The organism is Corallococcus exiguus (assembly GCF_009909105.1).
In the GTDB taxonomy this organism is placed as follows: domain Bacteria; phylum Myxococcota; class Myxococcia; order Myxococcales; family Myxococcaceae; genus Corallococcus; species Corallococcus exiguus.
The window spans coordinates 872270-897166 of the sequence record NZ_JAAAPK010000004.1; the positions used below are offsets into that span (position 1 = coordinate 872270).

The 24897-nt window shown below is 70.3% G+C and carries 25 protein-coding genes; 22 read left to right on the forward strand and 3 right to left on the reverse strand.

What is annotated here, in order from left to right; genetic code table 11:
• Positions 1-476 precede the first annotated feature (476 nt).
• The 9 genes from GTZ93_RS19620 (at position 477) to GTZ93_RS19660 (ending at position 7334) form a co-directional block, all read left to right on the forward strand.
• Positions 477-1058, forward strand: a complete 582-nt coding sequence (locus GTZ93_RS19620) for an RNA polymerase sigma factor (RefSeq protein ID WP_139921068.1) — start codon at positions 477-479, stop codon at positions 1056-1058.
• Positions 1055-1522: an anti-sigma factor family protein gene (locus GTZ93_RS19625; RefSeq protein ID WP_139921066.1), complete on the forward strand. Its 468-nt coding sequence runs from the start codon at positions 1055-1057 to the stop codon at positions 1520-1522. The genes GTZ93_RS19620 and GTZ93_RS19625 overlap by 4 nt, the downstream gene beginning before the upstream one ends.
• Before the next feature lie 148 nt (positions 1523-1670).
• Positions 1671-2519 (forward strand): zf-HC2 domain-containing protein, encoded by an 849-nt coding sequence (locus GTZ93_RS19630; RefSeq protein ID WP_139921065.1) that lies wholly within the window; start codon positions 1671-1673, stop codon positions 2517-2519.
• Positions 2520-2622: 103 nt separating this feature from the next.
• The gene (locus GTZ93_RS19635; RefSeq protein WP_139921063.1) at positions 2623-2841 is read left to right on the forward strand and encodes a hypothetical protein; all 219 of its coding nucleotides are present in this window, start codon (positions 2623-2625) and stop codon (positions 2839-2841) included.
• Between the two features lie 288 nt (positions 2842-3129).
• Positions 3130-4467, forward strand: coding sequence for a M24 family metallopeptidase (locus tag GTZ93_RS19640; protein WP_139921061.1), 1338 nt, complete (start codon positions 3130-3132; stop codon positions 4465-4467).
• Between the two features lie 79 nt (positions 4468-4546).
• The gene (locus tag GTZ93_RS19645; RefSeq protein ID WP_161662926.1) at positions 4547-5323 is read left to right on the forward strand and encodes a hypothetical protein; all 777 of its coding nucleotides are present in this window, start codon (positions 4547-4549) and stop codon (positions 5321-5323) included.
• Positions 5324-5334: 11 nt separating this feature from the next.
• The gene (locus tag GTZ93_RS19650) at positions 5335-6354 is read left to right on the forward strand and encodes a hypothetical protein (protein ID WP_120578576.1); all 1020 of its coding nucleotides are present in this window, start codon (positions 5335-5337) and stop codon (positions 6352-6354) included.
• Between the two features lie 2 nt (positions 6355-6356).
• Entirely contained in the window at positions 6357-6998 is a 642-nt protein-coding gene (locus tag GTZ93_RS19655; protein ID WP_139921057.1) for a hypothetical protein, read from the forward strand.
• 57 nt (positions 6999-7055) lie between these two features.
• Positions 7056-7334: a hypothetical protein gene (locus GTZ93_RS19660; RefSeq protein ID WP_139921056.1), complete on the forward strand. Its 279-nt coding sequence runs from the start codon at positions 7056-7058 to the stop codon at positions 7332-7334.
• A gap of 27 nt (positions 7335-7361) precedes the next feature.
• Here GTZ93_RS19660 and rtcR read toward each other — a convergent pair whose 3' ends face one another.
• The gene (gene rtcR, locus GTZ93_RS19665; RefSeq protein ID WP_139921054.1) at positions 7362-8993 is read right to left on the reverse strand and encodes an RNA repair transcriptional activator RtcR; all 1632 of its coding nucleotides are present in this window, start codon (positions 8991-8993) and stop codon (positions 7362-7364) included.
• 146 nt (positions 8994-9139) lie between these two features.
• Between rtcR and GTZ93_RS19670 the strand changes: the two genes are divergently transcribed.
• From GTZ93_RS19670 to GTZ93_RS19685, 4 genes are all read left to right on the forward strand, one after another.
• Positions 9140-10375: an RtcB family protein gene (locus GTZ93_RS19670; RefSeq protein ID WP_120596906.1), complete on the forward strand. Its 1236-nt coding sequence runs from the start codon at positions 9140-9142 to the stop codon at positions 10373-10375.
• A gap of 188 nt (positions 10376-10563) precedes the next feature.
• On the forward strand, positions 10564-11580 hold the full coding sequence (rtcA, locus tag GTZ93_RS19675; RefSeq protein WP_139921052.1) for an RNA 3'-terminal phosphate cyclase: 1017 nt from the start codon (positions 10564-10566) through the stop codon (positions 11578-11580).
• Between the two features lie 136 nt (positions 11581-11716).
• Positions 11717-12574 carry an Fpg/Nei family DNA glycosylase gene (locus tag GTZ93_RS19680; protein ID WP_139921051.1) on the forward strand — a complete coding sequence of 286 codons (858 nt, stop codon included), beginning with the start codon at positions 11717-11719 and terminating at the stop codon, positions 12572-12574.
• Between the two features lie 6 nt (positions 12575-12580).
• On the forward strand, positions 12581-12838 hold the full coding sequence (locus GTZ93_RS19685; RefSeq protein ID WP_167548185.1) for a hypothetical protein: 258 nt from the start codon (positions 12581-12583) through the stop codon (positions 12836-12838).
• On the opposite strand, the gene GTZ93_RS19690 is transcribed toward GTZ93_RS19685, so the two are convergent.
• Complete coding sequence (locus GTZ93_RS19690; RefSeq protein WP_120578571.1) at positions 12839-13498, reverse strand: hypothetical protein; 660 nt, start codon at positions 13496-13498, stop codon at positions 12839-12841.
• Positions 13499-13605: 107 nt separating this feature from the next.
• On the opposite strand from GTZ93_RS19690, the gene GTZ93_RS19695 reads away from it, so the two are divergent.
• The 5 genes from GTZ93_RS19695 to GTZ93_RS19715 all read left to right on the forward strand — a co-directional run bounded on the left by GTZ93_RS19695 (position 13606) and on the right by GTZ93_RS19715 (position 18579).
• Positions 13606-14742 (forward strand): response regulator, encoded by a 1137-nt coding sequence (locus GTZ93_RS19695; protein ID WP_161662927.1) that lies wholly within the window; start codon positions 13606-13608, stop codon positions 14740-14742.
• Positions 14743-14829: 87 nt separating this feature from the next.
• Positions 14830-15579 (forward strand): YebC/PmpR family DNA-binding transcriptional regulator, encoded by a 750-nt coding sequence (locus GTZ93_RS19700; protein ID WP_121753833.1) that lies wholly within the window; start codon positions 14830-14832, stop codon positions 15577-15579.
• 36 nt (positions 15580-15615) lie between these two features.
• Positions 15616-16197 carry a crossover junction endodeoxyribonuclease RuvC gene (gene ruvC, locus GTZ93_RS19705; RefSeq protein ID WP_120578568.1) on the forward strand — a complete coding sequence of 194 codons (582 nt, stop codon included), beginning with the start codon at positions 15616-15618 and terminating at the stop codon, positions 16195-16197.
• Positions 16194-16808 (forward strand): Holliday junction branch migration protein RuvA, encoded by a 615-nt coding sequence (gene ruvA, locus GTZ93_RS19710; protein WP_139922622.1) that lies wholly within the window; start codon positions 16194-16196, stop codon positions 16806-16808. The genes ruvC and ruvA overlap by 4 nt, the downstream gene beginning before the upstream one ends.
• A 286-nt stretch (positions 16809-17094) precedes the next feature.
• Positions 17095-18579 (forward strand): ELWxxDGT repeat protein, encoded by a 1485-nt coding sequence (locus GTZ93_RS19715; RefSeq protein WP_139922625.1) that lies wholly within the window; start codon positions 17095-17097, stop codon positions 18577-18579.
• Between the two features lie 3 nt (positions 18580-18582).
• Here the strand turns inward: GTZ93_RS19715 and GTZ93_RS19720 are convergent, their stop codons facing one another.
• Positions 18583-19668, reverse strand: a complete 1086-nt coding sequence (locus tag GTZ93_RS19720; protein WP_121781290.1) for an MBL fold metallo-hydrolase — start codon at positions 19666-19668, stop codon at positions 18583-18585.
• Between the two features lie 119 nt (positions 19669-19787).
• On the opposite strand from GTZ93_RS19720, the gene ruvB reads away from it, so the two are divergent.
• From ruvB to GTZ93_RS19740, 4 genes are all read left to right on the forward strand, one after another.
• A complete protein-coding gene (gene ruvB, locus GTZ93_RS19725; RefSeq protein WP_120596898.1) occupies positions 19788-20825 on the forward strand; it encodes a Holliday junction branch migration DNA helicase RuvB in 1038 nt (345 codons plus the stop codon).
• A gap of 18 nt (positions 20826-20843) precedes the next feature.
• Complete coding sequence (locus tag GTZ93_RS19730) at positions 20844-22328, forward strand: hypothetical protein (RefSeq protein ID WP_139922629.1); 1485 nt, start codon at positions 20844-20846, stop codon at positions 22326-22328.
• 448 nt (positions 22329-22776) lie between these two features.
• Positions 22777-23721 (forward strand): UDP-3-O-acyl-N-acetylglucosamine deacetylase, encoded by a 945-nt coding sequence (lpxC, locus tag GTZ93_RS19735; protein WP_120564081.1) that lies wholly within the window; start codon positions 22777-22779, stop codon positions 23719-23721.
• Between the two features lie 56 nt (positions 23722-23777).
• Positions 23778-24872 carry a thioredoxin domain-containing protein gene (locus GTZ93_RS19740; protein WP_139923101.1) on the forward strand — a complete coding sequence of 365 codons (1095 nt, stop codon included), beginning with the start codon at positions 23778-23780 and terminating at the stop codon, positions 24870-24872.
• Positions 24873-24897 lie beyond the last annotated feature (25 nt).

Consider the following 24897-nt stretch of genomic DNA (forward strand, 5'->3'; position numbering starts at 1 on the left):
CCAAGAGGACCAAAGGACTCCCCAGGCACGCAAGGGGGGAGTTGCACCCGAGGACGCTTCCCCGTGCCCCCAGGGGGCCTCCCCCAGGCCCGGAACACGACGCGGCGGGACACGTCCCCCCCGCCTGACGCACCAGGAGATGCCACCGCCCCCCGTGCCCGCTGCGGATCCGCGTCCACGAAAACGCTCCAGCCCCCAGAAAGCCGCTGGGCCATGCTGGACGCCCCTTTTTCACCCCGTTTTTCACGCCGGGTCCGGCACGAGCCACCCGGAGGCAAGCCACACCCATGGAGAGACATTGAACCGGGGAGTGCCTGGATGTCTGTCTATTCCATGCAAGGAATTGGCGTCTGCTTGAAGTGTTTCAGCTGTACTGGCCGCCGGGGTTCGGGAAGAAGCGCGACAGCGTTTGTCGCATCCATGAGAAAAAAAGAATCCGGCCCTCGGCGTTCTCTGGAGGGAAGGGAGGCGGTCGCATGGTGCCAGGGAGGGAGGAGCCGCCAGTCCGGGAGGGCTCTGGAGGGGAATTCGCCGCGTTCGCGATCCGCCATCAGCCGGTGCTGGTCGCCATCGCGCGCAATGTCTGCGGCAAGAGTGCCAGTGATTGCGACGACCTGGTGCAGGACGTGCTCTTGCGCGCGCTCCTGCAGTGGGAGCGGCTCAAGCGTTGGCCGGAGCCCGCGCGCCGCGCGTGGCTGGTGCGCGTGCTGCACAACCGGTTCCTGGACCAGTGCCGCCGCCAGGGCGCGGAGACGGACCGCCGGGTGGACCTGCACAACGTCCACATGCTCTTCGAGGACCCGGAGGACGCGCCGGAGCCCGAGCAGTGGGAGTGCGTCACGGAGGACGAGCTGCGCCAGGCCGTGGCGCGGCTCAACGAGAAGCTGCGCCAGGCGTTCGAACTGCATGCGCGGGGCCTGCGCCATGCGGAGATCGCCCGGCGGATGAATACCCCCAGCGCGGGAACGGTGGGCACGTGGCTCTTCCACGCCCGCCGCCGCCTCAAGGCCATGCTCCACGACACCGCGGAACGCCGCCGCCAGGAGAGGAAACGATGAGCACCGCGTGTGAGGACCTCCAGCCCTTCCTGGACGGGAGCCTGTCCGCCGAGGACCAGCGCCGCGTCCGAGGCCACCTGGCCACCTGCGACGTCTGCGCCCGCCGCTTCCACGACCTGCTGCAACTGGAGATGCTCGCGAGGCTCGCGCTGGAGGACCCGGCGGAGAGCGAGCGCTGGGTGTCCGCCCGCCAGGCCCGCGAGACGGTGCCCGGGTCCGACTGGGACGACGTGCCGGAGAACTGGCCCGGGGACGTGCTCGCCACTCCCCCGCCCCCGGAGCGCGAAGGCCGGGCCTGGCACCAGGGCGCCCGCCGCTTCCGCCGCCGCTGCCCGGGGTGCGCCAACTGCTGCCCCTGGTTCGCGACGACGGAGGCGGTGGAGGCCGTCAGCGCGCCGCGCCTCCCGTGCCCGCGCACCAGCCGCTCCGGTGCGACGCTGCTGCGCCCCCGCACGCGCCGCTGAAACGCGGGCCCTCGCCGCCTGCTCCTCCCTGGGGGGCAGGCGGGGGAGCCAGCGGCGAACGCTGTCAGCGGAATCCACCAAGGATTGCTTCCGCTCGCGTTTCGCAAGGGACGGGAGGTGGCCTCGTGACTCCAGGCCCTGACGCGTGATGGATCTCTGGTGCAAGAAGCTCTACCGGTTCCTGGATGGGGAGCTGGAATCGGGGGACGAGGAGCACTTCCGGCTCCATCTGGCCCTCTGCCGTGCGTGCGCCAGCGGGCTGCATGATGCGATGCAGTTGGAGATGCTCAGCGTCCAGGCCCTGTGTGGCGCGGTGGCCCACAACGACGCGCCACCACCACCTGCTCCCCTCCGAGGTCCGTTCCGCTTCGCGTTGCCGCGCGGCAGATGGCGGCATGCGATGGGGGCGGTGCTGGCCATGGGACTGGGTGCGCTTACCGCGGTCATGACGGGGGACGGCTTCCGGCCGAAGGACGCGTGGCGGGCGGATGCGTCCGCGCGGGAGCTGGAGGCGCGCATCGCGTACCCGGCCGCGGACCGCTACCTCCCCTACGTTCCCGTCCGGACAGGGGCGGGGGGCGGAGTGGCGCTCGCGACCGAACCGCCGGTGCCCCTGCGGACCCTGGCGGCACTGGAGGAGCGGGGGGACCTGCACGGCATCGCGGCGGCCTACCTGGTGCGCGGCGAATTGCGTCAGGCGTCGGACTTCCTGGCGCGCAGCGCCCCCTCTCTGGACCGGGACAGCGACCGGGCCGTGGTGGCGATGGCGGCGGGAGATTCGCGGGGCGCCCTGGGGCTGCTCGAAGGCGTGTTGCGTCAGGCACCGGACCATCCCCAGGCCCTGTGGAACAGGGCGCTGGTGCTTCGGGCCATGGGCCTCCCGCTCCAGGCGGCGGAGGCCTTCGAGGCCGTGGCCCGCCGGGGGGAACCGGGGTGGAGCGAAGAGGCCGGAATCCGGGCCCTGGCGCTCCGGCATGCGGGCTCCTTCCTGAAATGACGGGGGCGACCCAAGGATTCTGGCGATCGGCGTCTAATTATCGAGGCGCGGCGTGGCGGCGGCGGCGGGGTGGACGGCAAGACACCGCACCCGGGGGGACGCGATGTACCGCATCGATGCGTGGAGCCAGGGGGACGGCGAGCTGTGGGCGCCCGGTTCCAACGGGGGCGCGGGTGTGCGGCCGGAGGACGAAGCCCGGGAGCCGAGGGGGTACCGGGTCGAGGAGCAGGAGGGGGACGGGGAAGAGGACTCCCGGCACGAAGGCGAGGAATCGCTCTTCGATTTCGAGGAAAGCGACCTGGATTGGGTCGCCAGCTACTGAGGTAACGGCGCGCGCGGTTGAATGTCCGCGCTCCACGCGGCCTTCGGGGGAGGGCCGCCGCTTCCAGTGGATTCGCTGGCCGTGAGGCCTGTCGGATTCCAGGTGTCCCGAACCGGGGGGGACGGGATCCGGAAGCGTGTGGGAGCGAGGACATCCGAGCGGGTGAGCAGGTGGGAATGCGCCCCAGGCCCTCCGTTCCCGGACCCATGGGTTCCGGGAGCGGGGGGCTTCGGTTTTTCTGGGGCGCGCTAGGCTGCTCCGCCTCCTTCTCGACCCGGAGTTCCCGACATGAACCGTTGGCGCGCAGTCCTACCCGCCCTGAGCCTGGGCTGTCTGGTGGCGTGTGCCACCGTCCCCGCGAGCGCTCCCGCCACGTCACCCGTGCCGCCGCCGTCCCAGGAGCGGGCCCTGCGTGAGTCCTGGCTGAAGGAGCGGCACGGGCTGCTGCTGGACATGATGCGCCGGCACGGCGTGGCCATGTGGGTCGTGGTCAACGAGGAGTTCCACGATGATCCGCTGACGGCCTGGGTCGCGCCGCCGCTGCCGTACGCGGGCAACCGCGACGTGTTCGTCTTCGTGGACGCGGGTGACGCGGGGCTCCAGAAGGTCGCGTTGACGGGCTACGCCACGGAGGCGGTGGCGCGCTTCTTCGAGGCGCCCCCGGTGGAGCGCAAGCAGGCGGAGGCGCTCGCGGACCTGGACGCGCGCTACCACCCGCGCACCATCGCGCTGGCCATGGACGGGCGGCGGGGCGTGACGCGCAGCCTGACGCACGACACCTACAAGTGGCTGGTGGAGGCGCTGGGCCCATCCGCGGAAGCGCGCTTCGTGAGCGCGGCGCCGCTCATCGAGGAGTACCTGGACACGCGGCTGCCTGGCGAGTTCACGCCCTACCGCGACCTGGTGGTGCTGACGGAGTCGCTGGTGAAGCGGGCGCTCTCCAACGAGGTGGTGGTGCCCGGCAAGACGACGGTGGGGGACGTGCGCCGTTGGCTCTACGACGCGCTGTTCGACGCGCGCGTGGGCACGTGGTTCCAGCCGGACCTGCGCGTGCAGCGGCAGGGCATGAAGGACGGCTTCTCCCGGGGCTTCCTGGCGGTGGCGGACGAGGCGGTGGTCATCCAGCGCGGCGACCTGCTGCATGTGGACTTTGGCGTCTCGGCGCTGGGGCTGAGCACGGACTGGCAGAAGATGGCGTACGTGCTGAAGGACGGGGAGACGGACGCGCCGGAGGGGTTGAAGCGCGCGCTGGAGAACACGCGGACGCTGCAGGACGCGCTGATGCTGCGCGCGTCGCGGCCGGGGCGCTCGTCGGCGGATGTCTACGACGCGACGATGGCGGAGATGAAGGAGCGGGGCATCGAGGCCAAGGTCTACAGCCATCCGCTGGGCGCGCAGGGGCACGCGCTGGGCGCGTCCATCGACTTCCGTGCGGCATCGCGCTCCGAGGCACCCAGACTGTTGCGCAAGGGCTCGTACCTAGCCGTCGAGCTCAACACCGTCACGCCCGTGCCAGAGTGGGGTGGGCAGCAGGTGGCGGTGATGCAGGAAGATCCGGCGTACCTGACGGACGAAGGCTGGCGGTTCTTCGTGCCGCGCCAGGACGCCTTCTATCTCATCCACTGACGACACGAAGGGAGCGGACGTGATGCGCGTGGGCAGACCATGGACGACGTTCGGAAGGGGGGCGTGCGCACTGCTCCTCATGGGACTCACGGGGTGCAGCGCAGCCAGTGGGGACGACTCTCCCGCGCGGCAGGAGAGTCCCCTGGCCGCGGAAGCATCACTCCGGCCGCCGCGCGCGGTGGACAGTCTGCTCAGTCTGTTCGACCAGACAGCCTCCGTGGTGGAGGGTGAAGTCACGGACGTGCGCAGTGAGTATTCGCCGCGCACGGGCCCGTGGACGGTGGTGACGCTGGGAAACGTGCGGGCGCACCTGGGCGCGGCTCCGCGTGAGCTGCGCCTCAAGCAGGCCGGAGGGGTGCTGCCGGATGGACGGCAGCTCGTGGTGAGCCATGTGCCTCGCTTCGTCCGGGGCGCGCGCTACGTGGTCTTCCTGCGCAACACCGGCTGGAGCCTGTCGCCGGTGCTGGACGAGCACGCCTTCCGCGTGGAGTCGGTGGCGGGCCGCGAGGTGCTCGTCGGGGCCGAGGGCGGGCTCGTGGCGGGCCTGGGCTCCGCGGGGGTGCGGCAGACGGCGCCGGTGTTCGAGACGGTGGACCTGATGGGTGCCCGTCCGGCGCTGCGCGCGGAGGCGCAGGCCCGGGGGACTCCAGAGGGAATGGAGCGCGAGGCGTTCCTCTCGCTGCTCCAGAATCACCTGCGCGCGCGCGGGCTCTCCGTGACGGGAGCGTTCCGAGAGGAGCCCGTCACCACCGCGTCGTCGATGTCCGTGCCGGTGACGCCCGCTGCGGGCGCGTCCGTGGTGCCGGGTGCCGTTCCCCTCCAGCCCGAGCGGGACATCCCGCCCGGCCAGCCGTGATGAGGTCCGCCATGAAGACAACGACATTCGTGGGCGTCGTCGCGGCACTGGTGCTGGGCGGCATGGAGGCGGGCGCCGCCGCCTGGGACACGTGCAACGGGATGCCGGTGAAGTGGTACAGCGGGCCGGCCGTGTACCGGAACCGGTGCAGCATCCCGGACTCCGGCAACGTCAACACGGCGTACTGGAACGGCTTGCGGCAGTGGGACGACCTGTCTCACATCGTCAGTGGCTTCAACGTGAACGCGGCGACGGACTGCTCGCTGGACCACAGCGACGGGCAGAACGAGATCGGCCTGTGTGACCGGGCGTCCATCGACGGGAACAACGGCGTGACGTACTCCGTCGTGGGGTTGTGCTTCATCGGGGCCAACGGCATCGACGAGGCGGACGTCTGCATCGCCAGTGACCTGGACTTCACGCCGCGCACCGGCAATTCGTTTGGCACGTCGGGCCGGAGCACCTTCGTGCACGAGGCGGGGCACTTCTTCGGCTTCAAGCACGAGGGCGGGCACAGCATCCTGCGCACCTCGCCGCCGCACATGGTGACGGGCGGCTACGAGTCCTCCACGCTGTGGCCCACGAACGCGCAGGGCATGAACACGCTGTACGGCTATTCGGTGACGAAGCCGAACCTGCTGCCGTCCTCCATGGGCGTGGTGGGGGACGTGGCGCAGACGTTGGATCCGGCTGGAACGAAGACGGTGTGCCGGGGTACGGCGCAGAGCGTGAAGTTCTACGTGGGCAACATGGGCAACGCGGCCGTGTCGTCCTACTCGATGCGCGTGCGCCTGAGCACGACCGCGCCGCCGAATGGCTACTACGAGTCCACCAACGTGGTGGGCACGTTCAACCACTCGCTGGGAGCGTTCTCGGAGGGCATCTACTCGCTGGGCTTCACGGTGCCGTCGACGCTGCCGTTCACCACGTACTACGTCTACCTGGACATGGATCCGGCGGGCGCGGTGGACGAGCTGAAGGAGAACGACAACACCACCGTCAGCGCCATGGTCCTGCGGGTGGGGTGCTGAGCATGCGGCACGGGGCCCTGATGGCGGCGCTGCTGCTGAGCGCCTGCTCGAAGCCGATGGAGGGGCGGGTGACGTCGCGTGATGCGCTCACGGCGGAGCGGCCCCAGCCACGGGGCGCGGCCACGGTGCGCACGGACGAAGGCACCTATTCAGCCCCTTCCGTGCAGTTCAGCGTCGACTTCCTGGAGGATCCCCCCGTGAAGATGAGGCTCGTGATGCTGAGCGCCCAGGCGGAGGACGGAAGCACCTGGCGCTTCCGCATGTCGGTGGGGGATGGGTTCGTGACGTCGAAGCACGCCACCGCGAGGATCATTCCTCTGACGGCGCTGGGCCCTGGCCTCGCGGTGGTGGACTACCAGCTGGCCGGGGAGCCCGCGATGATGATGGACGAGGGCACCCTGGAGCTGACCGTCACCGGGAAGCTGGCGAAGGGGGCGGTCCGGATGAAGGACGGCCGCGTGCGCGCGACGTTCGAGGGGCCGCTCACCTTCGAATGCATGGTGCCGCCCACGTGGCTGAGCAAGGCGGACGCGCAAGCAGCGCCCGCGCCCGTCCCGGCCTCTGATGAAGCCGGGGTGGTCCGGGTTCTCGACGAGGCCTTGGCCACGCCGCAGTGCCGGTCCATCGCGGACGCCTTCCGCTGACGCCAGGCCTCCAACGACACTGCGGGTCGCGGTCCTCCTCTGCCCACGGAGCATCCCATGCAGGCTCGTTCCCTCCGCTCGTGTGTCCTGGCCACGTTGTCCGCGCTGGCCCTCCTCGCCTGCGGCGGGGGGGCGCCCGAAGCAGAGCCGGTGATCCCGGAGGCGACGGCGCGCGAGTCCGTCACCCAGGCGCCGATTTCGTGCGTGGATGAGTGCTACCAGGCCAACTCCTGGTGCCCGGCTCAGTGTCAGGCGACATATGCGGAGTGCGCCGCGGCCATCTCCATCTGCTACGACTCGTGCAACCGCGGCGTCGGCCCCTGGCTGCCCTGCTGAGTCGCGAGAGCACCGGCCGGGACAGCCTCACTCCGCGTCGCGGCCGCTCACCTCGGACCAGGTCAGACCGAAGCGCGCCAGGTACTTCCGGAGCCGGTCCGCGTCGTTGACGCTCTTCTTCTGCGCACGCGACTGCGCGAACAACGTCCGGCCCGCGTCCGACAACGAGCGCGCGGAGCGGCACACCGCCACCACATCCGCGAGCTGCACCCGGTCGAACCGGTCCAGCTCCGCGGCCCGCACCGCGCCCATCACCTCCACCAGCACGTCCTCGCCCGCGGACGTCGACGCCGTGCCCGCGGGCCGCCACTGTGCTCGCAGGCGGTCCAGTTCCTCGTCCACCACGTCGCGCGTCATCCGCCCTCCGGCCGCCAGCGTGGACATGCGCAGCACCGCCGCGTTGAGGTCGCGGAAGTTGCCGCTCCACCGGGCCTCGGGGGACGTGGCGAAGCGCAGGAAATACTCCTGCGCCTCCTTGCTCATCGTCACCCGCGTCCCCAGCGCCTGCGACGCCTGATCCAGTTCGTATTGCAGGTTGGGCGCGATGTCCTCCGGACGTTCGCGCAGCGCGGGCAGCCGGAAGGTCCACAGGTTGATGCGCGCGAGCAGGTCCTCGCGGAACCGCCCCCGCTCCACGTCCAGTTGGAGGTCGCGGTTCGTCCCCGCGATGAGCTGGAAGTCGCTCTCCGCCTCCTTGTCCGCGCCCACCGGCAGGAACCGCTTGTCCTCCAGCGCGCGCAGCAACATGGCCTGCTCGTCCGCGCCCAGCTCTCCAATCTCGTCCAGGAACAGCACGCCGCTGTTCGCCTGCCGCATCAGTCCGGGCCGGTCTCCCACCGCGCCCGTGAACGCGCCCTTCACGTGACCGAAGAGCGTGGACATGGCGCCGTCGCCGCGCAGCGTGGCGCAGTTCAGGTCCACGAACGGGCCCGTCACCTGGTTGCGCGCCTTCTTCAGCGCGTAGATGCGCTTCGCGAGCCGCGACTTGCCCGCGCCCGTGGGGCCCGTCAGCAGCAGCGGCGCTCGGGATTGCACCGCCACCTGTTCAATCCGCTCGATGATCCGGTTGAACGCGGCGTTGTGCGTGTCGATGCCGGACTTGAGGAACGACAGGCCCTCACGCTGCTGTTGCCGGAAGCGCGCCGCCAGCGTGTCGTAGTTCGACAGGTCCAGGTCGATGATGGCGTGCGTGCCTACCGCCCCGTGGTCCTTCCCCTTGCCCGGGGACGTCTGCACCAGCCGGCCCGGAATCAACCGGCTCTCCACCAGGAGGAACATGCAGATCTGCGCGATGTGCGTGCCCGTGGTGATGTGCACCAGGTAGTCCTCTTCCTCCGGGTGGAAGGCGTGCGCGCGCACGTGGTCCAGCAGCGCGCCGTAGGTCTCCTCCAGGTTCCATGGGTCCCGGATGGGCAGTGACGTGAGCCGCACCTGCGTCTCCGGGGACACCTGCGCGATGTCGTCCCGGATGACCGCCGCCAGCGACGTCCCATGGGGCGGGTGCAGCAGCTCCAGCCGGTGCACAAGCAGGTCCTCCTGCTGGCACAGCGACACCGTGGGCCGCCACCGCGTCCAGCGGTGCGTCCCCATCCCCGTGTCCAGCGTCGTCCCCAGCATCCCGATGACGACCGTCCGCCGTGCCTTCGCCTTTTGAGCCATCAGGATACGTATTTATCCCATGAGATATGGATTTCCAGCCCGCCCCGGGTACTCCCCTCGGGAGCGGCGTTGGCACGCCGGCTGCTCTAGCTCCCCCACGTGACCGGGACACAGAGCCCGGTCGAACGACCGAAAGGTGCAGCGCCATGGACCGGACGAACGCGAACTACGAAGTGATGTCGGACGAAGCGGGTCGCCCCATCAAGACGTGGACGGTGGGGGTGCCGTTCGAGGACGAGGCGAAGAAGCAGCTTCGCAACCTCCGTGGCCTGCCCTTCATCCACAAGTGGATCGCCGCGATGCCGGACGTGCACCGCGGTTACGGCGCGACGGTCGGGAGCGTGGTGCCCACGGTGGGCGCGGTGGTGCCGGCGGCGGTGGGCGTGGACATCGGATGCGGGATGATCGCCGTGCGCACGACGCTGCGCGCGGATCAGCTGCCGGACTCGCTGCGCGGGGTGCGCTCGGCCATCGAGGCGGCGGTTCCGCACGGCCGTACGGACAACGGCGGCCGGAATGACCGTGGCGCGTGGAAGGACTCGCCCGCGACGCATACCGGTGCCTGGGCCCGCCTGGCGGAAGGGTACGCCCGTATCGTCGCGAAGCATCCTCGCATCGGCCGCGGGCCGGAGCTGGCGCACCTGGGAACGCTGGGTACGGGTAACCACTTCATCGAGCTGTGCGTCGATGAGTCGGACGGCGTGTGGCTGATGCTGCACTCGGGGTCGCGCGGCGTGGGTAACCGCATCGGAAGCCACTTCATCGAGCTGGCGAAGCAGGACATGGAGCGCTTCTTCATCCGCCTGCCGGACGCGGACCTGGCGTACCTGCCGGAAGGGACGGAGCATTTCGACGACTACGTGTTCGCGGTGAGCTGGGCGCAGGACTTCGCGGCGATGAACCGCGAGCTCATGCTGCACTCGGCGGTGGAGGCCCTGAAGGCGAGCGGTGAGCTGCCTCCGTTCGAGCTGTCCGAGTCCGCGGTGAACTGCCACCACAACTACATCTCGCGCGAGCACCACTTCGGAAAGAACTGCTTCGTGACCCGCAAGGGCGCGGTGCGGGCGCGTGAAGGCGACATGGGAATCATCCCCGGCAGCATGGGGGCCCGTTCCTACATCGTCCGTGGGAAGGGAAACGCGGATGCCTTCCACTCGTGCAGCCACGGCGCGGGCCGGGCGATGTCGCGTGAAGCGGCGAAGAAGCGCTTCACGCTGGAGGACCACGAGAAGGCGACCGCGGGCGTGGAGTGCCGCAAGGACGTGGACGTGATTGACGAGACGCCGGCCGCGTACAAGTCCATCGACGCCGTGATGGCCGCGCAGGCGGACCTGGTGGAGGTCGTCCACACGCTGAAGCAGGTGGTGTGCGTGAAGGGATAGCCGAAGGGTAACCCCACCCGCCGTCCTGCGGAGGTGCACATGCCGGGATGAAGACGCCGAGGCGCCCGTTCCCCCCAAGAGGTCCGCGAAAGCGGCCGTTAAGGGTGGGGGAGCGGGCGCCGCTATTTTTTGAAATCAGGGATGGGATGCTGCGCACGTCCGCGAGCGCGCAAAGGAGCACCACGCACATGGTTCGCATCGATGGTTCACAGGGGGAAGGGGGCGGCCAGGTGCTGCGCACGGCGTTGGCGCTGTCGCTGGTGACGGGCACGCCGTTCGAGATGGTCAACGTGCGCGCCGGCCGCGCCAAGCCGGGCCTGCTGCGCCAGCACCTCACCGCGCTGAAGGCCGCGGAGGCCGTGGGCGCCGCGGAGGTGACGGGCGCGGAGCTGGGCTCCAAGCAGCTGTCCTTCCATCCGCGCGCGCTGTCGGCGGGCAACTACCACTTCGCGGTGGGCACGGCGGGCAGCGCGACGCTGGTGCTCCAGACGGTGCTGCCCGCGCTGCTGCACGCGGAAGGGGCCTCCACGCTGATGCTGGAGGGTGGGACGCACAACCCGGCGGCGCCGCCGTTCGAGTTCCTGGAGAAGGCGTATCTGCCGCTCCTGCGCCGCATGGGACCGCGCGTGGACGTGACGCTGGAGCGGCCCGGCTACTATCCGGCGGGAGGGGGACGGTTCCGCGTGGACATCCATCCCACGAAGCTCCAGCCGCTCCAGTTGCTGGAGCGCGGCCGGGTGCTGCGCACGGAGGCCGTGGCCCAGGTGGCGGCCATCCCTTTCGACGTGGCGAAGCGCGAGCTGGACACCGTGGCCGCCGCGCTGAAGCTGCGTCCGGATCAGCAGCGGCCGGAGGAGCTCAAGCGCGCCTTCGGTCCGGGCAACGTGCTGCGCGTCGAAGTGGAGAGCGAGCACGTGACGGAGGTCTTCACCGGCTTCGGCGAGCGAGGCAAGCGCGCGGAAGTCGTGGCGGAGGAGGTCGCCGCGAAGGTGAAGCGCTACCTGGACGCGGGCGTGCCCGTGGGCGAGCACCTGTGTGATCAGCTCCTGCTGCTGTGTGCCCTGGCGAAGGGTGGCAACTTCCGCACGGTGGCACTGGACAGCCATTCGCTCACGCAGCGCGAGACGATGGCGCACTTCCTCGACGTGAAGGTGGACGCGCGGGAGCTGGAGCGCGACGTGCACGAGGTCACGGTGCGCGCCTGACGTGGGTTGGGGCAGGGCGGTGCCCCCTTGTCCGGCCGGATGCCTGGCGGTCGGACGAGGTACCCCACCAGCAGGGCTCAACCCATGGCGTTACCTCGCAGCCTTCCTACGTTGTGGCCCGTGGGGGAGGCTGCGCGTGGCGGAAGTCCCTGAAGTCGAAATCATCATCCGAGACCTGAAGCAGGCCGTCGTGGGCCGGCGCTTCGTGGGCGCGGAGGTGCTGATGCCCGCGGCGGTGCGCTTCGCCTCGCCGCCGGACTTCATCGCGAATCTCAACGGCCGCAAGGTGCTCGCGGCGGAGCGGCGCGCGAAGTTCATGCTGCTCACGTTGGATGACGGGCAGACGCTCGCGCTGCACTTCATGCTCTGGGGCGAACTGCAGCTGCGGCCCGTGGGAAGCGAACGGCCTCCCGCGACGCTCGTGGTCCTCACGCTGGAGGGCAACGAGGAACTCCAGCTCACCGACACGCTGGGCTACGCGCGTGTGGCGCTGGGGCCGACAGAGATGCTGGCCTCGCAGCTCAAGCTGGAGGCGCTGGGACCGGAGGCGCTCGACGAGGCCTTCACTCCGGAGGTCCTGGCGAAGCTGCTTCGCCGCAGGCGCAGCCCGCTCAAGACGGTGCTCTTGAATCAGCGCGTGCTCGCGGGGCTGGGCAACCGCGACGCGGACGAGAGCATGTGGGTCGCGGGCATCGACCCCCGGCGGCTCGCGTCGTCGCTGTCCCCGACGGAAGTCGTCCGGCTGCACCAGGGCATCCGCGACGTGCTGGAAGAGGGCCTGCGGCTGCGCGGCACGCAGCGCGACCTGTTCGGTGTGCAGGGGCAGGCGAAGCACCGGCGCAACATCTTCGGCAAGACGGGAGCGCCTTGTCCCCGCTGCGCCACGCCCGTGTCGCACCTGCGCATTGGCGGACGCAACACGCATTGGTGTTCGCACTGCCAGCCCGCGGACGGCGCCGCGACAGAGGCCCCGGCGCAGACGTCACTGCTCTGAGCTGGTATGAACGGGAGCGTGTCCGACGTTCCCGCCCCCTCGCCCCTGTCCCTCGATGACGCACTCGCGCGAGCGAGCGAGGAACTCCAGTTCCCCAGCTACTACCAGTCCAGCGTGAGGCCGCTCCTGCGCAACCCCGAAGGACGCTGGCCCCACTGCTGCGGCGGAGGTTGTGAGCCGTGCGCCCAGACGCTCATCCGCGTCGCGCTGCGTGCGCTCGAACTGATGGGCACGCCGCGCCAGAGCCCTCCGCCGGACTTCTAGTCAGAACAGCCGCGTCCCCAGGCCCACGCGCCCCGTGAGCCCCAGCCGCGTGTGGCCCGCGCCCGCGCGCTCCTGGAACGTCTCCACGCCCACCTGTCCCGCCGCGAGCAGCGACAGGTTGCCGCCCAGGTAGACCTCCACGCCAAAGCCTCCCAGCGCCTGGAAGCGCCGCTGCTTGTCGCCCGTGAGCCCCAGGTCGATGGGCAGGTCCACCAGGCCCAGCACCACCACGGTGTCCGCCACGCGGTAGCCCGCCACCATCCCCGGCAGGATACGCACCAGCACGCCGGAGAAGTTGTCGTCGTCCATGTACGTGGAGCCGGAGTTGAGCACCAGGCCCACGCCCAGCGTCGGCGCCAGCCTGAACGCCCCGCTCCGCACCACCTCCTTGCGGCCCACGAGCTCCAGCGACGCGCCCAGCTTGAACCAGTCGAAGCGCGCCCGCGCCTCCACCTCCAACGCGCCCAGGCCCTGCCGGAACCCCAGGCCCACCTCCGGCGCGCCCGTGTAGCCATAGAGCGCCGTCGCCCCCGCGGGCAGCATCACCGGCGCCACCACGGAGCCCAGCGGGTCCTCCTGCGAAAAGGACACTTCGGCATCCTGGGCGGAGGCCAGTCCGGGCACGGCGAGGAGGGCAAGCAGGAGTCCGAGGCGCGTCATGGGCGCGCACCCTAGCTTGGGATGCAGCCTGGCCAAAACCCAACGAATCCAGGGACTTGGGGGCAGGTTGTACATTCGCAAGGGATCCCTGGAAGAATAGGGAATCCATGGTTGCCTACCTGCACGCCGCACCGCCTCCTGATGCCTCCATGCCCGGAGGTCCCGACGCACTCGACCTGCAGGGTGGGGCCGGGGGCTGGGTGCTGCTCGTGGGTGACACTCCGCGGCCCACGGTGGCGGAGGCGCTCGTCCGCGAAGGCTTCGACTCCGTGCACGTGGATGGGGCACGCGCGGCGCTGGCGCGGCTGGGCGTGGAGGCGGGAGGAACGCTGCCGGACGCGGCGCCCATGGCCCCGAAGGCCGAGCTGCCCCGGCTGGTCATCATCGACGCGGACCTGCCGGACGGCGACGGCTTCAGCCTCTGCGGCGTGCTCCGCGCGGACCCGAAGTGCGCGCACCTGCCGGTGCTGCTGATGGCGAAGTGCGCGGAGGAGTTCCACCGCGACCTCGCCGCGGGCGTGGGCGCGGACGAGTACTTGGTGGAGCCGGTGGAGGCGCGCGATGTGGCGATGCTCGCGCGGCTCAAGGCGGGACGGCGCGGCGAGGAGGACGTCTACGACGCGCACACCTCGACCCTGCCGCTCGGGGCGCTGCTGCGCGCGCTGCTGTCCGGCGTGCGCTCGGGGCGCGTGGTGCTGTCGGAGGACTCCGGCGCTCTCTTCTTCCGCCATGGCCTGGCGGTGGACGCGGCCTTCCACGGCGAGCGCGGCATCCTCGCGTTCCGGCGCCTGCTGTGCTTCGGCTCGGGCGCGTACACGGTGACGTTCGGCCCGGAGCTGCAGCGGGGCAGCTTCTCCATGGACCGCCAGTTCCTGTGCGAGCAGGTGGAGCCAGCCCTGGAGCGCTTCGAACAGCTGCGCGTCAAGGGCCTGCCCCTGGCGGCGCGGCTCACGGTGGACTTCGCCCGGCTCGCGCAGGAGCTGCCCTCGCTGCCGGAGGACGTGGAGCAGGTGGTGCGCCTCTTCGACGGGCGGCGCACCGTGCGCGCCATGCTCCTGGAGTGCCGCTTCCCGGAGGCCCTGGCCTACGAGGCGGCGACCCGCCTGTTCATGCTGGGCGTGCTGGTGCCCGCCATCCTGGTGGAGGAGCGCGAGCGCGCCCGGGAGTCCGCCGGACCGCCCCGCCTCTTCGAGCCCGCCCTGGCTCCCGATTCCGAGTCGGAGCCCGGGCGGGACGCGTCGTGAGGGTTTGACTCGGGCGGCCTGCTCGGGGCACAAGGCCGGGAACGCCACGGGCTGAACGCCCGTCCACCCCACGCCGAAGCCGCCGCCATGTCCGGTCACAACCGCTGGTCGAAACTCAAACGCCGGAATGCCGTCCTGGGCGTGGCCAAGGGCAAGCTCTACTCCAAGGCCATCAAGGAGATGACCGTCGCCGCGCGCCTGGGCGGCGGTGACCCGTCCAGCAACGCCCGCCTGCGCGTAGCCGTGGCCCTGGCGCGCGAGTCGAACATCCCGCGCGACACCATCGAGCGCGCCATCAAGAAGGGCACGGGCGAGCTGGCCGGCGAGTCCTACGAAGAGGTGACGTACGAGGGCTACGGCCCCGGCGGCGTCGCGCTCATCATCGAGTGCCTCACGGACAACCGGAACCGCTCCGCCAGCGATGTGCGCAACCTCCTGAGCAACTACGGCGGGAACATGGGCGCGGAAGGCGCCGTGGGCTGGATGTTCCACAAGAAGGGCGTCATCACCGTGAAGCCCGGCCCCACCGAGGACCAGGTGATGGAGCAGGCCCTGGACGCGGGCGCGGAGGACGTCGTGGACCAGGGGCCGGATGGCTTCGAGGTGCGCACCGCTCCGGCGGACCTGCACACGGTGGGAGCGAAGCTGGAGGCCGCGGGCCTGCCCCTGGGCGAACAGAAGTGGACCTTCGTGCCGCAGAACACCGTGAAGGTGGAAGGCGACAACGCGAAGCGCCTGTTGAAGCTGATGGACGCGCTCGACGACAACGACGACGTGCAGCACGTGCACGCCAACTTCGAAATCGACGAGTCCCTGATGGAGTCGCTGTCCACGTAAAGCCCCAGATGGGGCGCGTGGGAAAGGAACGGGCCGGTGCGGGTACTCGGCGTGGACCCTGGCAGCCGCTTCATGGGCTTCGGGGTGGTGGAGGAGAAGAAGGGCAAGCTCGTGCACCTGGGCCATGGCGTCATCAAGGTGGTGGAGTCCGCGCCCCTCGCTGAGCGCCTGAAGGACCTGCACGCCGCCTTGAGCGCCGCGCTCCAGCGCTACCAGCCGGAGGCCGTGGCCGTGGAAGGCCTCTTCACCCACCGCAACGCCCGGAGCGCCCTGGTGCTGGGCCATGCTCGCGGCGTGGCGCTGCTCGCCGCGGCGCAGGCGGGCCTGCCCGTGCACGAGTACGCCCCCGCCAGCGTGAAGAAGTCCGTGGGTGCCAGCGGCGCGGGCGGCAAGGACGCCGTGGCGCGCATGGTGCGCACGCTGCTCGGCGTGGAAGAAGCGACGCTGGAGCGCGCGGATGCCAGTGACGCGCTCGCCGTCGCGCTGTGCCACTTGAACCAGTTTCGCGTGGGGATGCCCCGCGCCAGCGCTCCCGGCAACGGCAAGCGCAAGGGGGCCGCGTCGGTGCTCGCGGACCGCCTGTCGTCCGCCTACCAGCGCCCGGAGACCCGTCGATGATCGCCCGGCTGCGTGGCAACGTGTTGGAGAAGGGCCCCGAGGATGCCGTCATCGACGTGCACGGCGTGGGCTACCGCGTGAACCTGTCCACCGTCTCGCTGGGCAAGCTGCCCGCGGACGGCCAGCCGGTGGACCTGCGCATCCGCACCGTGGTGCGCGAGGACGCCTTCGAGCTCTTCGGCTTCCTCTCCCCGGCGGAGGAGGAGCTCTTCCAGCTGCTCAACACTGTGTCCCGCGTCGGTCCGCGCATGGCCCTGGGCGTGATGTCCGGCATGGAGGTGGGCGAGCTCATCGCGGCGCTGTCGCGCGGTGAGACGAGCCGGCTCGCGAAGATCCACGGCGTGGGCAAGAAGACCGCGGAGCGGCTCGTCCTGGAGCTCAAGGAGAAGGTGCGCAACCTCCACTCGGAGGGCATCGCGCGTGGCACCACGCCCCGCGCGCCCGTCACCTCCGGCAACAAGGCGGACCTCGTCTCCGCGCTGCTCAACCTGGGCTACAAGCAGCCCCAGGCGGAGAAGGCCGCGGACGTCGTCATCGAGCAGCTGGGCCCGGACGCCTCCTTCCAGGCCCTCTTCCGCGAAGCACTCAAGGCCCTGCGCTCCACTCCGTGACTTCCGGACACCGCTCCGCCCTCCAGGGCGAGACGCGGTGCTTCCTGGAGCGGGAAATCCTCGGAAAAAACGCGCAACTCTTTTTCCTGTAGGAAGCCGCTGTCGTCACACGGCGGACGTGCCTGCCGTTCGCTGGCCATCATCTGGGGATCCACGCCGCTCACGGTTTGACACCCCTGAGCAATCCTGGCCGGCCATGAGCTGGCCCATTCCGCTGCAAATATCAATTTCCAGCGCAGGTGCGGTGGCCCCGAAAGGGCCGCGCCGCGCCGAGGAGGCGTGTGTCATGGCGGCGTGGCGTGGTGTTCCGGTCGTCGTGCTGCTGCTCTCCGGCGTCCTCGGGGTGGGGTGCGGCGCGGCCGAAGGCGAGGATGTGTCGGCGATGGGCGAGGTGTCCGCGGCGCTGGAGCCGGCGGCCTACGGAGGTCCGCAGCCGTGTGGCCCGTCCGCGCGGCTTGTCGGGGATGTCCGGCGCGGCGAGGAGGGCTCGGCGCCGGAGACGCTGGTGGAGGTGGCCGGGCAGGTCTTCTACGCCGCGAATGACGGCGTGTCCGGCCGCGAGCTGTGGGTGACGGACGGGAGCGCCACGGAAGCGCGCCGGGTGAAGGACGTGCGGCCCGGTGCGTATGGCAGCACGCCGCGCTTCCTCACGCGGATGGGCGGGCGGCTGTTCTTCGTCGCTGACGACGGCGCGCACGGGCCGGAGCTGTGGCTGTCGGACGGCACCGAGAAGGGCACGGTGCTGGTGGCGGACATCCGGCGCGGGGCGCAGGGCAGCGCGCCGGACGCGCTGACGGTGGTGGGCAGCCGACTGTACTTCACCGCGGATGACGGCGTGCGTGGCCGCGAGCTGTGGAGCACGGACGGCACGGCGAAGGGCACGCAGCTCACGCAGGAGTTCGCGCCCGGGCAGGCCTCGCTGTACCTGGACGACCTGACGGAGTGGAACGGGAAGCTGGCGCTGGTGGCGTACGGCGACGCGGTGACGCTGTGGGTGGTGGAGGGGCGCACGGGCACTTCACGGGCGCTCTTCCGCGGTCCGGAGCAGTCCGTCGTCTTCTCGCTGACGCCAGCGGGGAAGGACCGCCTCTTCTTCCTCGTGGACGTGGGCTTCGGCGAGGCCGACCTCTGGGTGACGAGGGGCCAGCCCTTCCTCACCTTCCCGCTCCGGCACTTCGCGGGGGACTACCCGTCGGAGCTCACGCCGCTGGGCAGCGCCGTGTACTTCATGGCCGGCGCGGAGGGCTTCTTCGGCGAGCCCGGGGACCTGTTCCACGGCGGCGAGCTGTGGAAGAGCGACGGCACGCTCCTGGGCACCCGCCTGGTGAAGGATGTGCGGCCGGGGCCCGAGGGCTCGCTGCCTTCCGGGCTGACGGTGCTGGACGGGCGGCTGTACTTCGCGGCGGATGACGGCGTGCACGGCCGCGAGCTGTGGAGCTCCAACGGCACGGCGCAGGGCACGGTGCTGGTGCAGGACGTGGAGCCGGGCCCCGCGAGCAGCACCCCCACGGCCTTCGCGGTGCTGGACGGGTGGCTCTTCTTCTCCGCGACGACGGCCGGCCGTGGCCGCGAGGGCTGGTACTCCAACGGCGACCCGGGCCGCGTAGACCCGATGCGCGACATCGCGCCCGCGGGGATGGACGCGAACCCCCACGGGTTCGTGCGCGCGGGGGGCTCCGTCCTCTTCATCGCCACGGACCCGGCACAGGGGGAGGAACCCTGGGCGCTGCCCTTCCTCCCCGCGGCCCGCTGCGCCCGCCTGGAGCCCTGAGCGCTACGCCGCGCGCCTCACCGCGGGCGTGGGGTGCAGCCCGCCCGTGTTCGGCGCGGGCAGCACCACGGTGGGCCCCAGGCCCGGGGCCAGGAGGTGCGAGGTGAGCAGCGAGGACGGGTGGAAGTTCACGAACGACGCGTCATGCGCGGACGGGCCCGCGAAAAGCTTCTCCACCACCATGGACGCGTACTGCTCCAGCGAGTCCTCGCGCGTGTTTCCGTTGAGCACCACCTCCCAGCCCATCTGCTCCGCGAAGCGGCGCACGCCGGGGATGCGCGACAACAGCGGCGTGTAGCTCTCCGTGCTCACGCCGTTCTCGCTCACCACGAAGACTTCATTCGCGGTGGCCACCGCCAGGGACATGTTCCCCTGCGTGTGGCCGGGCGTGCTGAGCAGCGCCGCGCCCTGGCCCAGCCACGTGTCCCCGTCCAGGAGCACCACGCGCTCGTCGGGGATGTCCGCGCCGCCGGGCACGAACCACACGTGCTGCATGGGGTGCAGGTGCTTCACCATGGTCCACTCCGCGCGCTGCACCAGCAGCTTCGCCCGGGGGAACACGGGCGGGGCGCCGTCACCGCCCAGCCAGCCGCGCAGGTCCTGGATGTGCAGGTGGTCGAAGGCCAGGTAGTCCACGTCCGACGGCGTCAGCCCCAGCTGCTCCAGGTAGCCCTGCACCGTGCCGTGGCGGGTGGACATCACCTTGTCGGAGAGGAACGCGCCGTAGCGCTCGCGCAGCGCGCGGTAGAAGGGCGCCGCGTGGCCCCGCTCGTAGTCGGTGGGGTTGAAGAGCAGCGTGCGCCGCTGGCCGGTGCCTGCTTCCGCGAACTGCACCACCTGCATGCGGTTGGTCATCATCACGTAGGGAGCTGGTGACAGCGCCGCCCCGCTGAAGGCGAACAGCGTGGGGTAGGGGAACGTGATGAGGTCGCATGTGGCCACCGCCGCCACCGGGCCTTCCCGGACGAAGGCTTCGCGGGCCTCCTGCGCGGCGCGGCGCAGCTTCTGGAGACGGGCGCCGGGCGAACGCTCGGTGCGGGCCTCGGGCAGGAGGGGCAGGGGACGGAATGGGGCAGAAGCGGAAATCATGACGCGACTCCCTTCGGGCAGGGGGACGTGCCCCCTGGCTGGCCGGTCGGCGTGCCGCTCCGAGTCTAGCGCCGCCAGAAGGGCAGCGACACGCGCCCCCTTCGCTGTATAGGGTCGGAATGGCGATGGCGAGGAAGTCCGACGACACCCTCTCGGGAGATGTTCAGCCGGAAGACATCCGGCTGGAGGTCTCCCTGCGCCCGCGCTCCTTCGACGAGTACGTGGGGCAGGGTGCGGTCGTCGAAAAGCTCAAGGTGTACGTGGCCGCGGCGAAGAGCCGGGGTGACTCGCTGGACCACTGCCTGTTCTCCGGCCCTCCCGGCCTGGGCAAGACGTCGCTCGCGTACATCATCGCGAACGAATTGGGCGTGGGCATCCACGTCACCAGCGGCCCCGCGCTGGAGAAGAAGGGCGACCTGGCGGGTCTGCTCACCAACCTCAACGAGCGGGACATCCTCTTCATCGACGAAATCCACCGCCTCAATGCCGCCGTGGAGGAATACCTCTACCCGGCGATGGAGGACTTCCGGCTGGACATCACCATCGACACCGGGCCCGCCGCCCGCGCGATGAAGATTGATTTGCCGCCCTTCACGCTGGTGGGCGCCACCACGCGCACGGGCCTGCTCACGTCCCCGCTGCGCGACCGCTTCCAGATTCAGGATCGCCTGGAGTACTACGAGCCGAAGTTCCTGGAGCAGATTCTCGACCGCTCCGCGCGCATCCTCGGCGTACCCCTGGACCGCGCCGCCAGCCGCGAAATCTCCACCCGCTCGCGCGGCACGCCCCGCATCGCCAACCGGCTGTTGCGCCGCCTGCGCGACTTCGCCCAGGTGGAGGGCAATGGCCGCATCACCTACGACCTGGCGCACGACTCGCTGAGCCGCCTGGGCGTGGACGCCAGCGGCCTGGATGCGATGGACCGCAAGATCCTCCTCACCATCCTGGAGAAGTTCGGCGGCGGTCCGGTGGGCGTGGAGACCATCGCCGCGAGCGTGGGCGAACAGCGCGACACCATCGAGGACGTCTACGAGCCCTTCCTGATGCAGGAGGGCTTCCTCATGCGCACGCCCCGGGGCCGCACCGCCACGCTGCGCACCTACCAGTACTTCAAGAAGACGCCGCCCCCCAGCTCCCCGCAAGGGGCGCTCTTCTAGCCCGCACCACTTCCCGCCATGAGCCAAGCCTCCGCGCCCGCCGTGCCCACGGTCATCCCCAGTCCCCGCGACTACTACGGCGACCTGATGCGCGCCTCTCAGGCCACGCGCGCGGGCTTCCTCGCCGAGCGCGAGCGCTGGCTCCGCGGCGTCCCGGTGGAGGGCCGCGAGGAGCTGCTCTTCGAGTTCGAGATGTGGCTGCGCGCCGTGGAGCGCTACCTGAACCTCCACAACTCCGTGGTGGACGCCCGCGCCCGGCCGCTCGTCACGCGCGACTTCCACGAGGAGCTGGTGGACGTGCGCGACGCCATGGAGCGCGCCGTGCGCGTCGCCCGGCACCTGCAGGACCCGGACAGCGACCCGAAGATGGTCTTCCGCAAGTACGTGGAGACCCAGCTCGCGGACGACCGCGTGCGCCGGCTGCTGATTGAAGAAGAGCTGGATCAGGAGACCCCGCCGGAGAGCCTCTTCGTCGTGCGCGAGGCGTTCGACGCGCTGAAGAACCTGCTCGACAACCTGCTCCAGCTGCCGCTCATCGGCCTGTCGCTGTTCCAGGACGTGGGCAAGCTGACGCTGCGGGAGATTGTCCTCAACCGCTACTTCCGCCCCTTCCGCCCGCTGGAGTTCCGCGTCGAGTACGACCGCCTGCGCTCCGTGCGCCTGCTGGACGTGCTGGGCTCGCTGCCCGCGGACACGCGGCCCCTCTTCACCACCGCGTTCCTGGGCCTGTTCCGCGTGCTGCACTACCTGACGCACGTGGACCCGGAGGCGCAGCCGCCCGTGCCGCGCCGCGTGCGCGTGCTCCTGTTCCTGGTGCGCGGCGAGGTGTCCGCCGTCGCCAGCTACCTGCACACGGACCTGTCTCCCAAGGCCGGCCCCAAGCACCTGCAGGCCGCCACGCTGCGCGCCGCGCGCGACCTGGCCCGCGAGACGGACCGCATCTCCCGCGAGGTGCTGGTGGACCTGGACCGCGACCCCGCCGCCCCGCTGCGCGCCGCGGAGGCCTTCACCACGCTCTTGCGCCAGCAGATCGTCGCGCTGGTGGACGCGCTGGCCCCCAATGGCTCGCTGGGGGATGAGGCCTTCGGCCACCTCACCAGCGCCCAGGACGCCGCGCTGCGCCTGCGCAAGGACCTGTGGGTCTACGCCCAGCTGTGCCGCGCCGCTGAAAGCCACCTGCGCTCGGAGGACGTGGCCGCCGCCGAGCGCGTGCTGGAGGCCCTCAAGTCGTTCCTCGACTACTTCCACGACGGCGGCTACCAGCTGCTGCGCTACGCGGACTACGACGCCTTCGACCGCTTCACCTCGCTGCTGGTGGAGCTGCCCTGGCCCCCGGAAGGCCCCGGCATCCGCAGCCGCCTGGCGGAGGACCTCCGGCGTTTCTCGCAGACGCTGGAGACCACCTTCCACGCCGTCAGCCGCCGCTCGCTCCTCCAGGGCCGCGGCTTCGACAGGCCGGACGCGGAAGCCCTGCGCGACCGCTTCCTGCCGCCTGCTCGCTGACCCACCCTCTGCGTCACGATTCCCGTCAAGCCCCGGACTCCCCGTATGTCCGGGATGTGCGTTTGCTTCCGGGCACTCGCCTGCGATAGAGACGCGCCCCTGTCACGTGGGTGACACGCACTCCGGGTTGGCGTGAAACCACTCGGGTGCCCCGGGGTTCGAAGGATGAATTCCGGACATCGCTGTCACGGTGGGAGGCGCAGTGGTGGGTTTCCCAAGAGGGGTGTCTGGGCTCCGGGCCCTGCCGTCCCCTGTCCCGGCGTCCCATGCGCCAGCAGTTCCAGGGGGTTGGGAAGGGCGGGGCCTCCTTTTCAGGCAATTCTTGTGTCACGGCCGCGTGGCATGTTGATTGCTTTTATGCGCAGCGCGTCAGGCCGCCGTGGAACGGCCTGACGGGGCCATACCCCGCGTATGTCAGTACGAAGCAGTCCCTAGAGGCGACACCGACATGCTCCAGTTCAACGACTTCCAGCGCACCCTCTCCCAGCCGGCCATCTGCCGCGGCGTGGGGCTCCACTCCGGGTTGCCCGTGACGCTGACCCTGAAGCCCGCGCCCGCGGGGCATGGAATCGTCTTCGTCCGCACGGACCTGGAGCGCCCGGTGAGCATCCCCGCGCTGGCGGAGTACGTGGTGGACACGTCGCTGGCCACCACGCTGGGCCGCGACGGCGTGAAGGTGGGCACGGTGGAGCACCTGATGTCCGCGCTGGCGGCGCTGGGCATCGACAACGTGCGCGCGGAGCTGGACGGGCCGGAAGTGCCCATCATGGATGGCAGCGCGGCTCCCTTCACGCACGCCATCATGGAGGCCGGGTCGCACGAACTGGACGCGCCGCGCGAGTACCTGGTCATCAAGAAGAGCGTGGCGGTGACGGACGGCGACAAGCAGGCCTCGCTCACCCCCGCCCGGCGCTTCCGCATCAGCTGCACCATCGACTTCGAGCACCCCGTCATCCAGGGCCAGTCCTTCGACGTGGACGTGAACGACCGGGGCTTCTCGCGTGAAATCTCGCGCGCCCGCACCTTCGGCTTCCTGCGCGACGTGGAGAAGCTCAAGACGCTGGGCCTGGCGCGCGGTGGCTCGCTGGAGAACGCCGTCGTCGTGGACGAGGCCGCCATCCTCAACCCGGACGGCCTGCGCTTCCCGGACGAGTTCGTGCGCCACAAGATCCTGGACGCCATCGGCGACGTGTCGCTGTTCGGCCGGCCTGTCATTGGCCACATGACGGCGTTCAAGACGGGCCACGCGCTCAATCACAAGCTTGTGCGCAAGGTGCTGGCGGACCCCTCCAGCTTCGACATCGTCACGGCGCGCCGCCGGGACGTGGAGGGGCGTGAGCCGGGCCGTGGAAGCCTCGCGGGCGCGTTGGAGCTGGAGCCCCTGGTCGCCTGAACGACAGACTGGCAATTCCTTGCCAGTCCCGGGGACCTCTATTAAGTCGGCGGGCTATGTCCATGCGCTCTACTCGCATCGCCCTGGCCGCCCTCCTCGCGGCATCCCTCACCGCCGGCTGCAACAAGGAGAAGGCGCCGGCCAATGCCCAGGCGCCCGCCGCGCAGGCCCAGGCAGCCAACGCCACGGAGCCGGCGCCGGACACCGTGGTGGCGACCTTCGGCAACAACGAGAAGGTCACCTTCGGTGAGCTGAACGAGCGCATCAAGGAGCCGCTGGCGAACCTGGACAAGCAGAAGTTCCAGCTGCGCAAGCGCGGCCTGGAAGGGCTCGTCACGGAGCGCCTGGTGAAGGCCGAGGCGACCAAGCGCGGCATCACCGAGGACCAGCTGCTCAAGGCGGAGATCGACGACAAGATCCCCGCGCCGCCGGAAGAGAAGATCAAGGAGGTCTTCGACGGCGCCAAGGGTCAGCTGCCTCCGGGCGCGACCTACGAGCAGATGAAGCCGCAGATCGTGGAGTTCCTGTCCGGCCAGCAGAAGCAGGAAGTGGCCCAGAAGTTCTTCGACTCGCTCCGCGCGGGCGCCAACGTGAAGTACGAACTGCCCGAGCCCCCGCGCCCGCCCGCGGAGCGCAAGCAGGTGGCCGCCACCGGCCCGGCCAAGGGTCCGGAGAGCGCGCCGGTCACCATCGTGGAGTTCAGCGACTTCCAGTGCCCGTTCTGCAGCCGCGCCATCGGCACGGTGGACGAGGTGACGAAGCTCTACGGCGACAAGGTTCGCCTGGTGTTCCGCCAGTTCCCGCTGGACTTCCACCAGCAGGCGCAGAAGGCCGCCGAGGCCTCGCTGTGCGCGAACGAGCAGGGCAAGTTCTGGGAGATGCACGACAAGCTCTTCGCCAACCAGAAGGCGCTGGGCGTGGATGACCTGAAGAAGTACGCGGGCGAGCTGAAGCTGGACACCGCCAAGTTCAACACCTGCCTCGACTCCGGCGCGACGGCCGCGACGGTGAAGTCCGACATGGCGGACGGCTCCAAGGTGGGCGTCACCGGCACGCCGGCGTTCTTCATCAACGGCATCATGCTGTCGGGCGCGCAGCCCCTGGACGAGTTCAAGAGCATCATCGACGCGGAGCTGAAGGGCGCGAAGTAGTCCGGCAGCGCCTGCAGGGAGGGAT

What these genes read in the sequence shown, in the direction of transcription:
- GTZ93_RS19620 (WP_139921068.1), top strand. Translation starts at nt 477, where the DNA reads ATGGTGCCAGGGAGGGAGGAGCCGCCAGTCCGGGAGGGCTCTGGAGGG.
- GTZ93_RS19625 (WP_139921066.1), top strand. Translation starts at nt 1,055, where the DNA reads ATGAGCACCGCGTGTGAGGACCTCCAGCCCTTCCTGGACGGGAGCCTG.
- GTZ93_RS19630 (WP_139921065.1), top strand. Translation starts at nt 1,671, where the DNA reads ATGGATCTCTGGTGCAAGAAGCTCTACCGGTTCCTGGATGGGGAGCTG.
- GTZ93_RS19635 (WP_139921063.1), top strand. Translation starts at nt 2,623, where the DNA reads ATGTACCGCATCGATGCGTGGAGCCAGGGGGACGGCGAGCTGTGGGCG.
- GTZ93_RS19640 (WP_139921061.1), top strand. Translation starts at nt 3,130, where the DNA reads ATGAACCGTTGGCGCGCAGTCCTACCCGCCCTGAGCCTGGGCTGTCTG.
- GTZ93_RS19645 (WP_161662926.1), top strand. Translation starts at nt 4,547, where the DNA reads ATGGGACTCACGGGGTGCAGCGCAGCCAGTGGGGACGACTCTCCCGCG.
- GTZ93_RS19650 (WP_120578576.1), top strand. Translation starts at nt 5,335, where the DNA reads ATGAAGACAACGACATTCGTGGGCGTCGTCGCGGCACTGGTGCTGGGC.
- GTZ93_RS19655 (WP_139921057.1), top strand. Translation starts at nt 6,357, where the DNA reads ATGCGGCACGGGGCCCTGATGGCGGCGCTGCTGCTGAGCGCCTGCTCG.
- GTZ93_RS19660 (WP_139921056.1), top strand. Translation starts at nt 7,056, where the DNA reads ATGCAGGCTCGTTCCCTCCGCTCGTGTGTCCTGGCCACGTTGTCCGCG.
- rtcR (WP_139921054.1), bottom strand. Translation starts at nt 8,993, where the DNA reads ATGGCTCAAAAGGCGAAGGCACGGCGGACGGTCGTCATCGGGATGCTG.
- GTZ93_RS19670 (WP_120596906.1), top strand. Translation starts at nt 9,140, where the DNA reads ATGGACCGGACGAACGCGAACTACGAAGTGATGTCGGACGAAGCGGGT.
- rtcA (WP_139921052.1), top strand. Translation starts at nt 10,564, where the DNA reads ATGGTTCGCATCGATGGTTCACAGGGGGAAGGGGGCGGCCAGGTGCTG.
- GTZ93_RS19685 (WP_167548185.1), top strand. Translation starts at nt 12,581, where the DNA reads ATGAACGGGAGCGTGTCCGACGTTCCCGCCCCCTCGCCCCTGTCCCTC.
- GTZ93_RS19690 (WP_120578571.1), bottom strand. Translation starts at nt 13,498, where the DNA reads ATGACGCGCCTCGGACTCCTGCTTGCCCTCCTCGCCGTGCCCGGACTG.
- GTZ93_RS19695 (WP_161662927.1), top strand. Translation starts at nt 13,606, where the DNA reads ATGGTTGCCTACCTGCACGCCGCACCGCCTCCTGATGCCTCCATGCCC.
- GTZ93_RS19700 (WP_121753833.1), top strand. Translation starts at nt 14,830, where the DNA reads ATGTCCGGTCACAACCGCTGGTCGAAACTCAAACGCCGGAATGCCGTC.
- ruvA (WP_139922622.1), top strand. Translation starts at nt 16,194, where the DNA reads ATGATCGCCCGGCTGCGTGGCAACGTGTTGGAGAAGGGCCCCGAGGAT.
- GTZ93_RS19715 (WP_139922625.1), top strand. Translation starts at nt 17,095, where the DNA reads ATGGCGGCGTGGCGTGGTGTTCCGGTCGTCGTGCTGCTGCTCTCCGGC.
- GTZ93_RS19720 (WP_121781290.1), bottom strand. Translation starts at nt 19,668, where the DNA reads ATGATTTCCGCTTCTGCCCCATTCCGTCCCCTGCCCCTCCTGCCCGAG.
- ruvB (WP_120596898.1), top strand. Translation starts at nt 19,788, where the DNA reads ATGGCGATGGCGAGGAAGTCCGACGACACCCTCTCGGGAGATGTTCAG.
- GTZ93_RS19730 (WP_139922629.1), top strand. Translation starts at nt 20,844, where the DNA reads ATGAGCCAAGCCTCCGCGCCCGCCGTGCCCACGGTCATCCCCAGTCCC.
- lpxC (WP_120564081.1), top strand. Translation starts at nt 22,777, where the DNA reads ATGCTCCAGTTCAACGACTTCCAGCGCACCCTCTCCCAGCCGGCCATC.
- GTZ93_RS19740 (WP_139923101.1), top strand. Translation starts at nt 23,778, where the DNA reads ATGTCCATGCGCTCTACTCGCATCGCCCTGGCCGCCCTCCTCGCGGCA.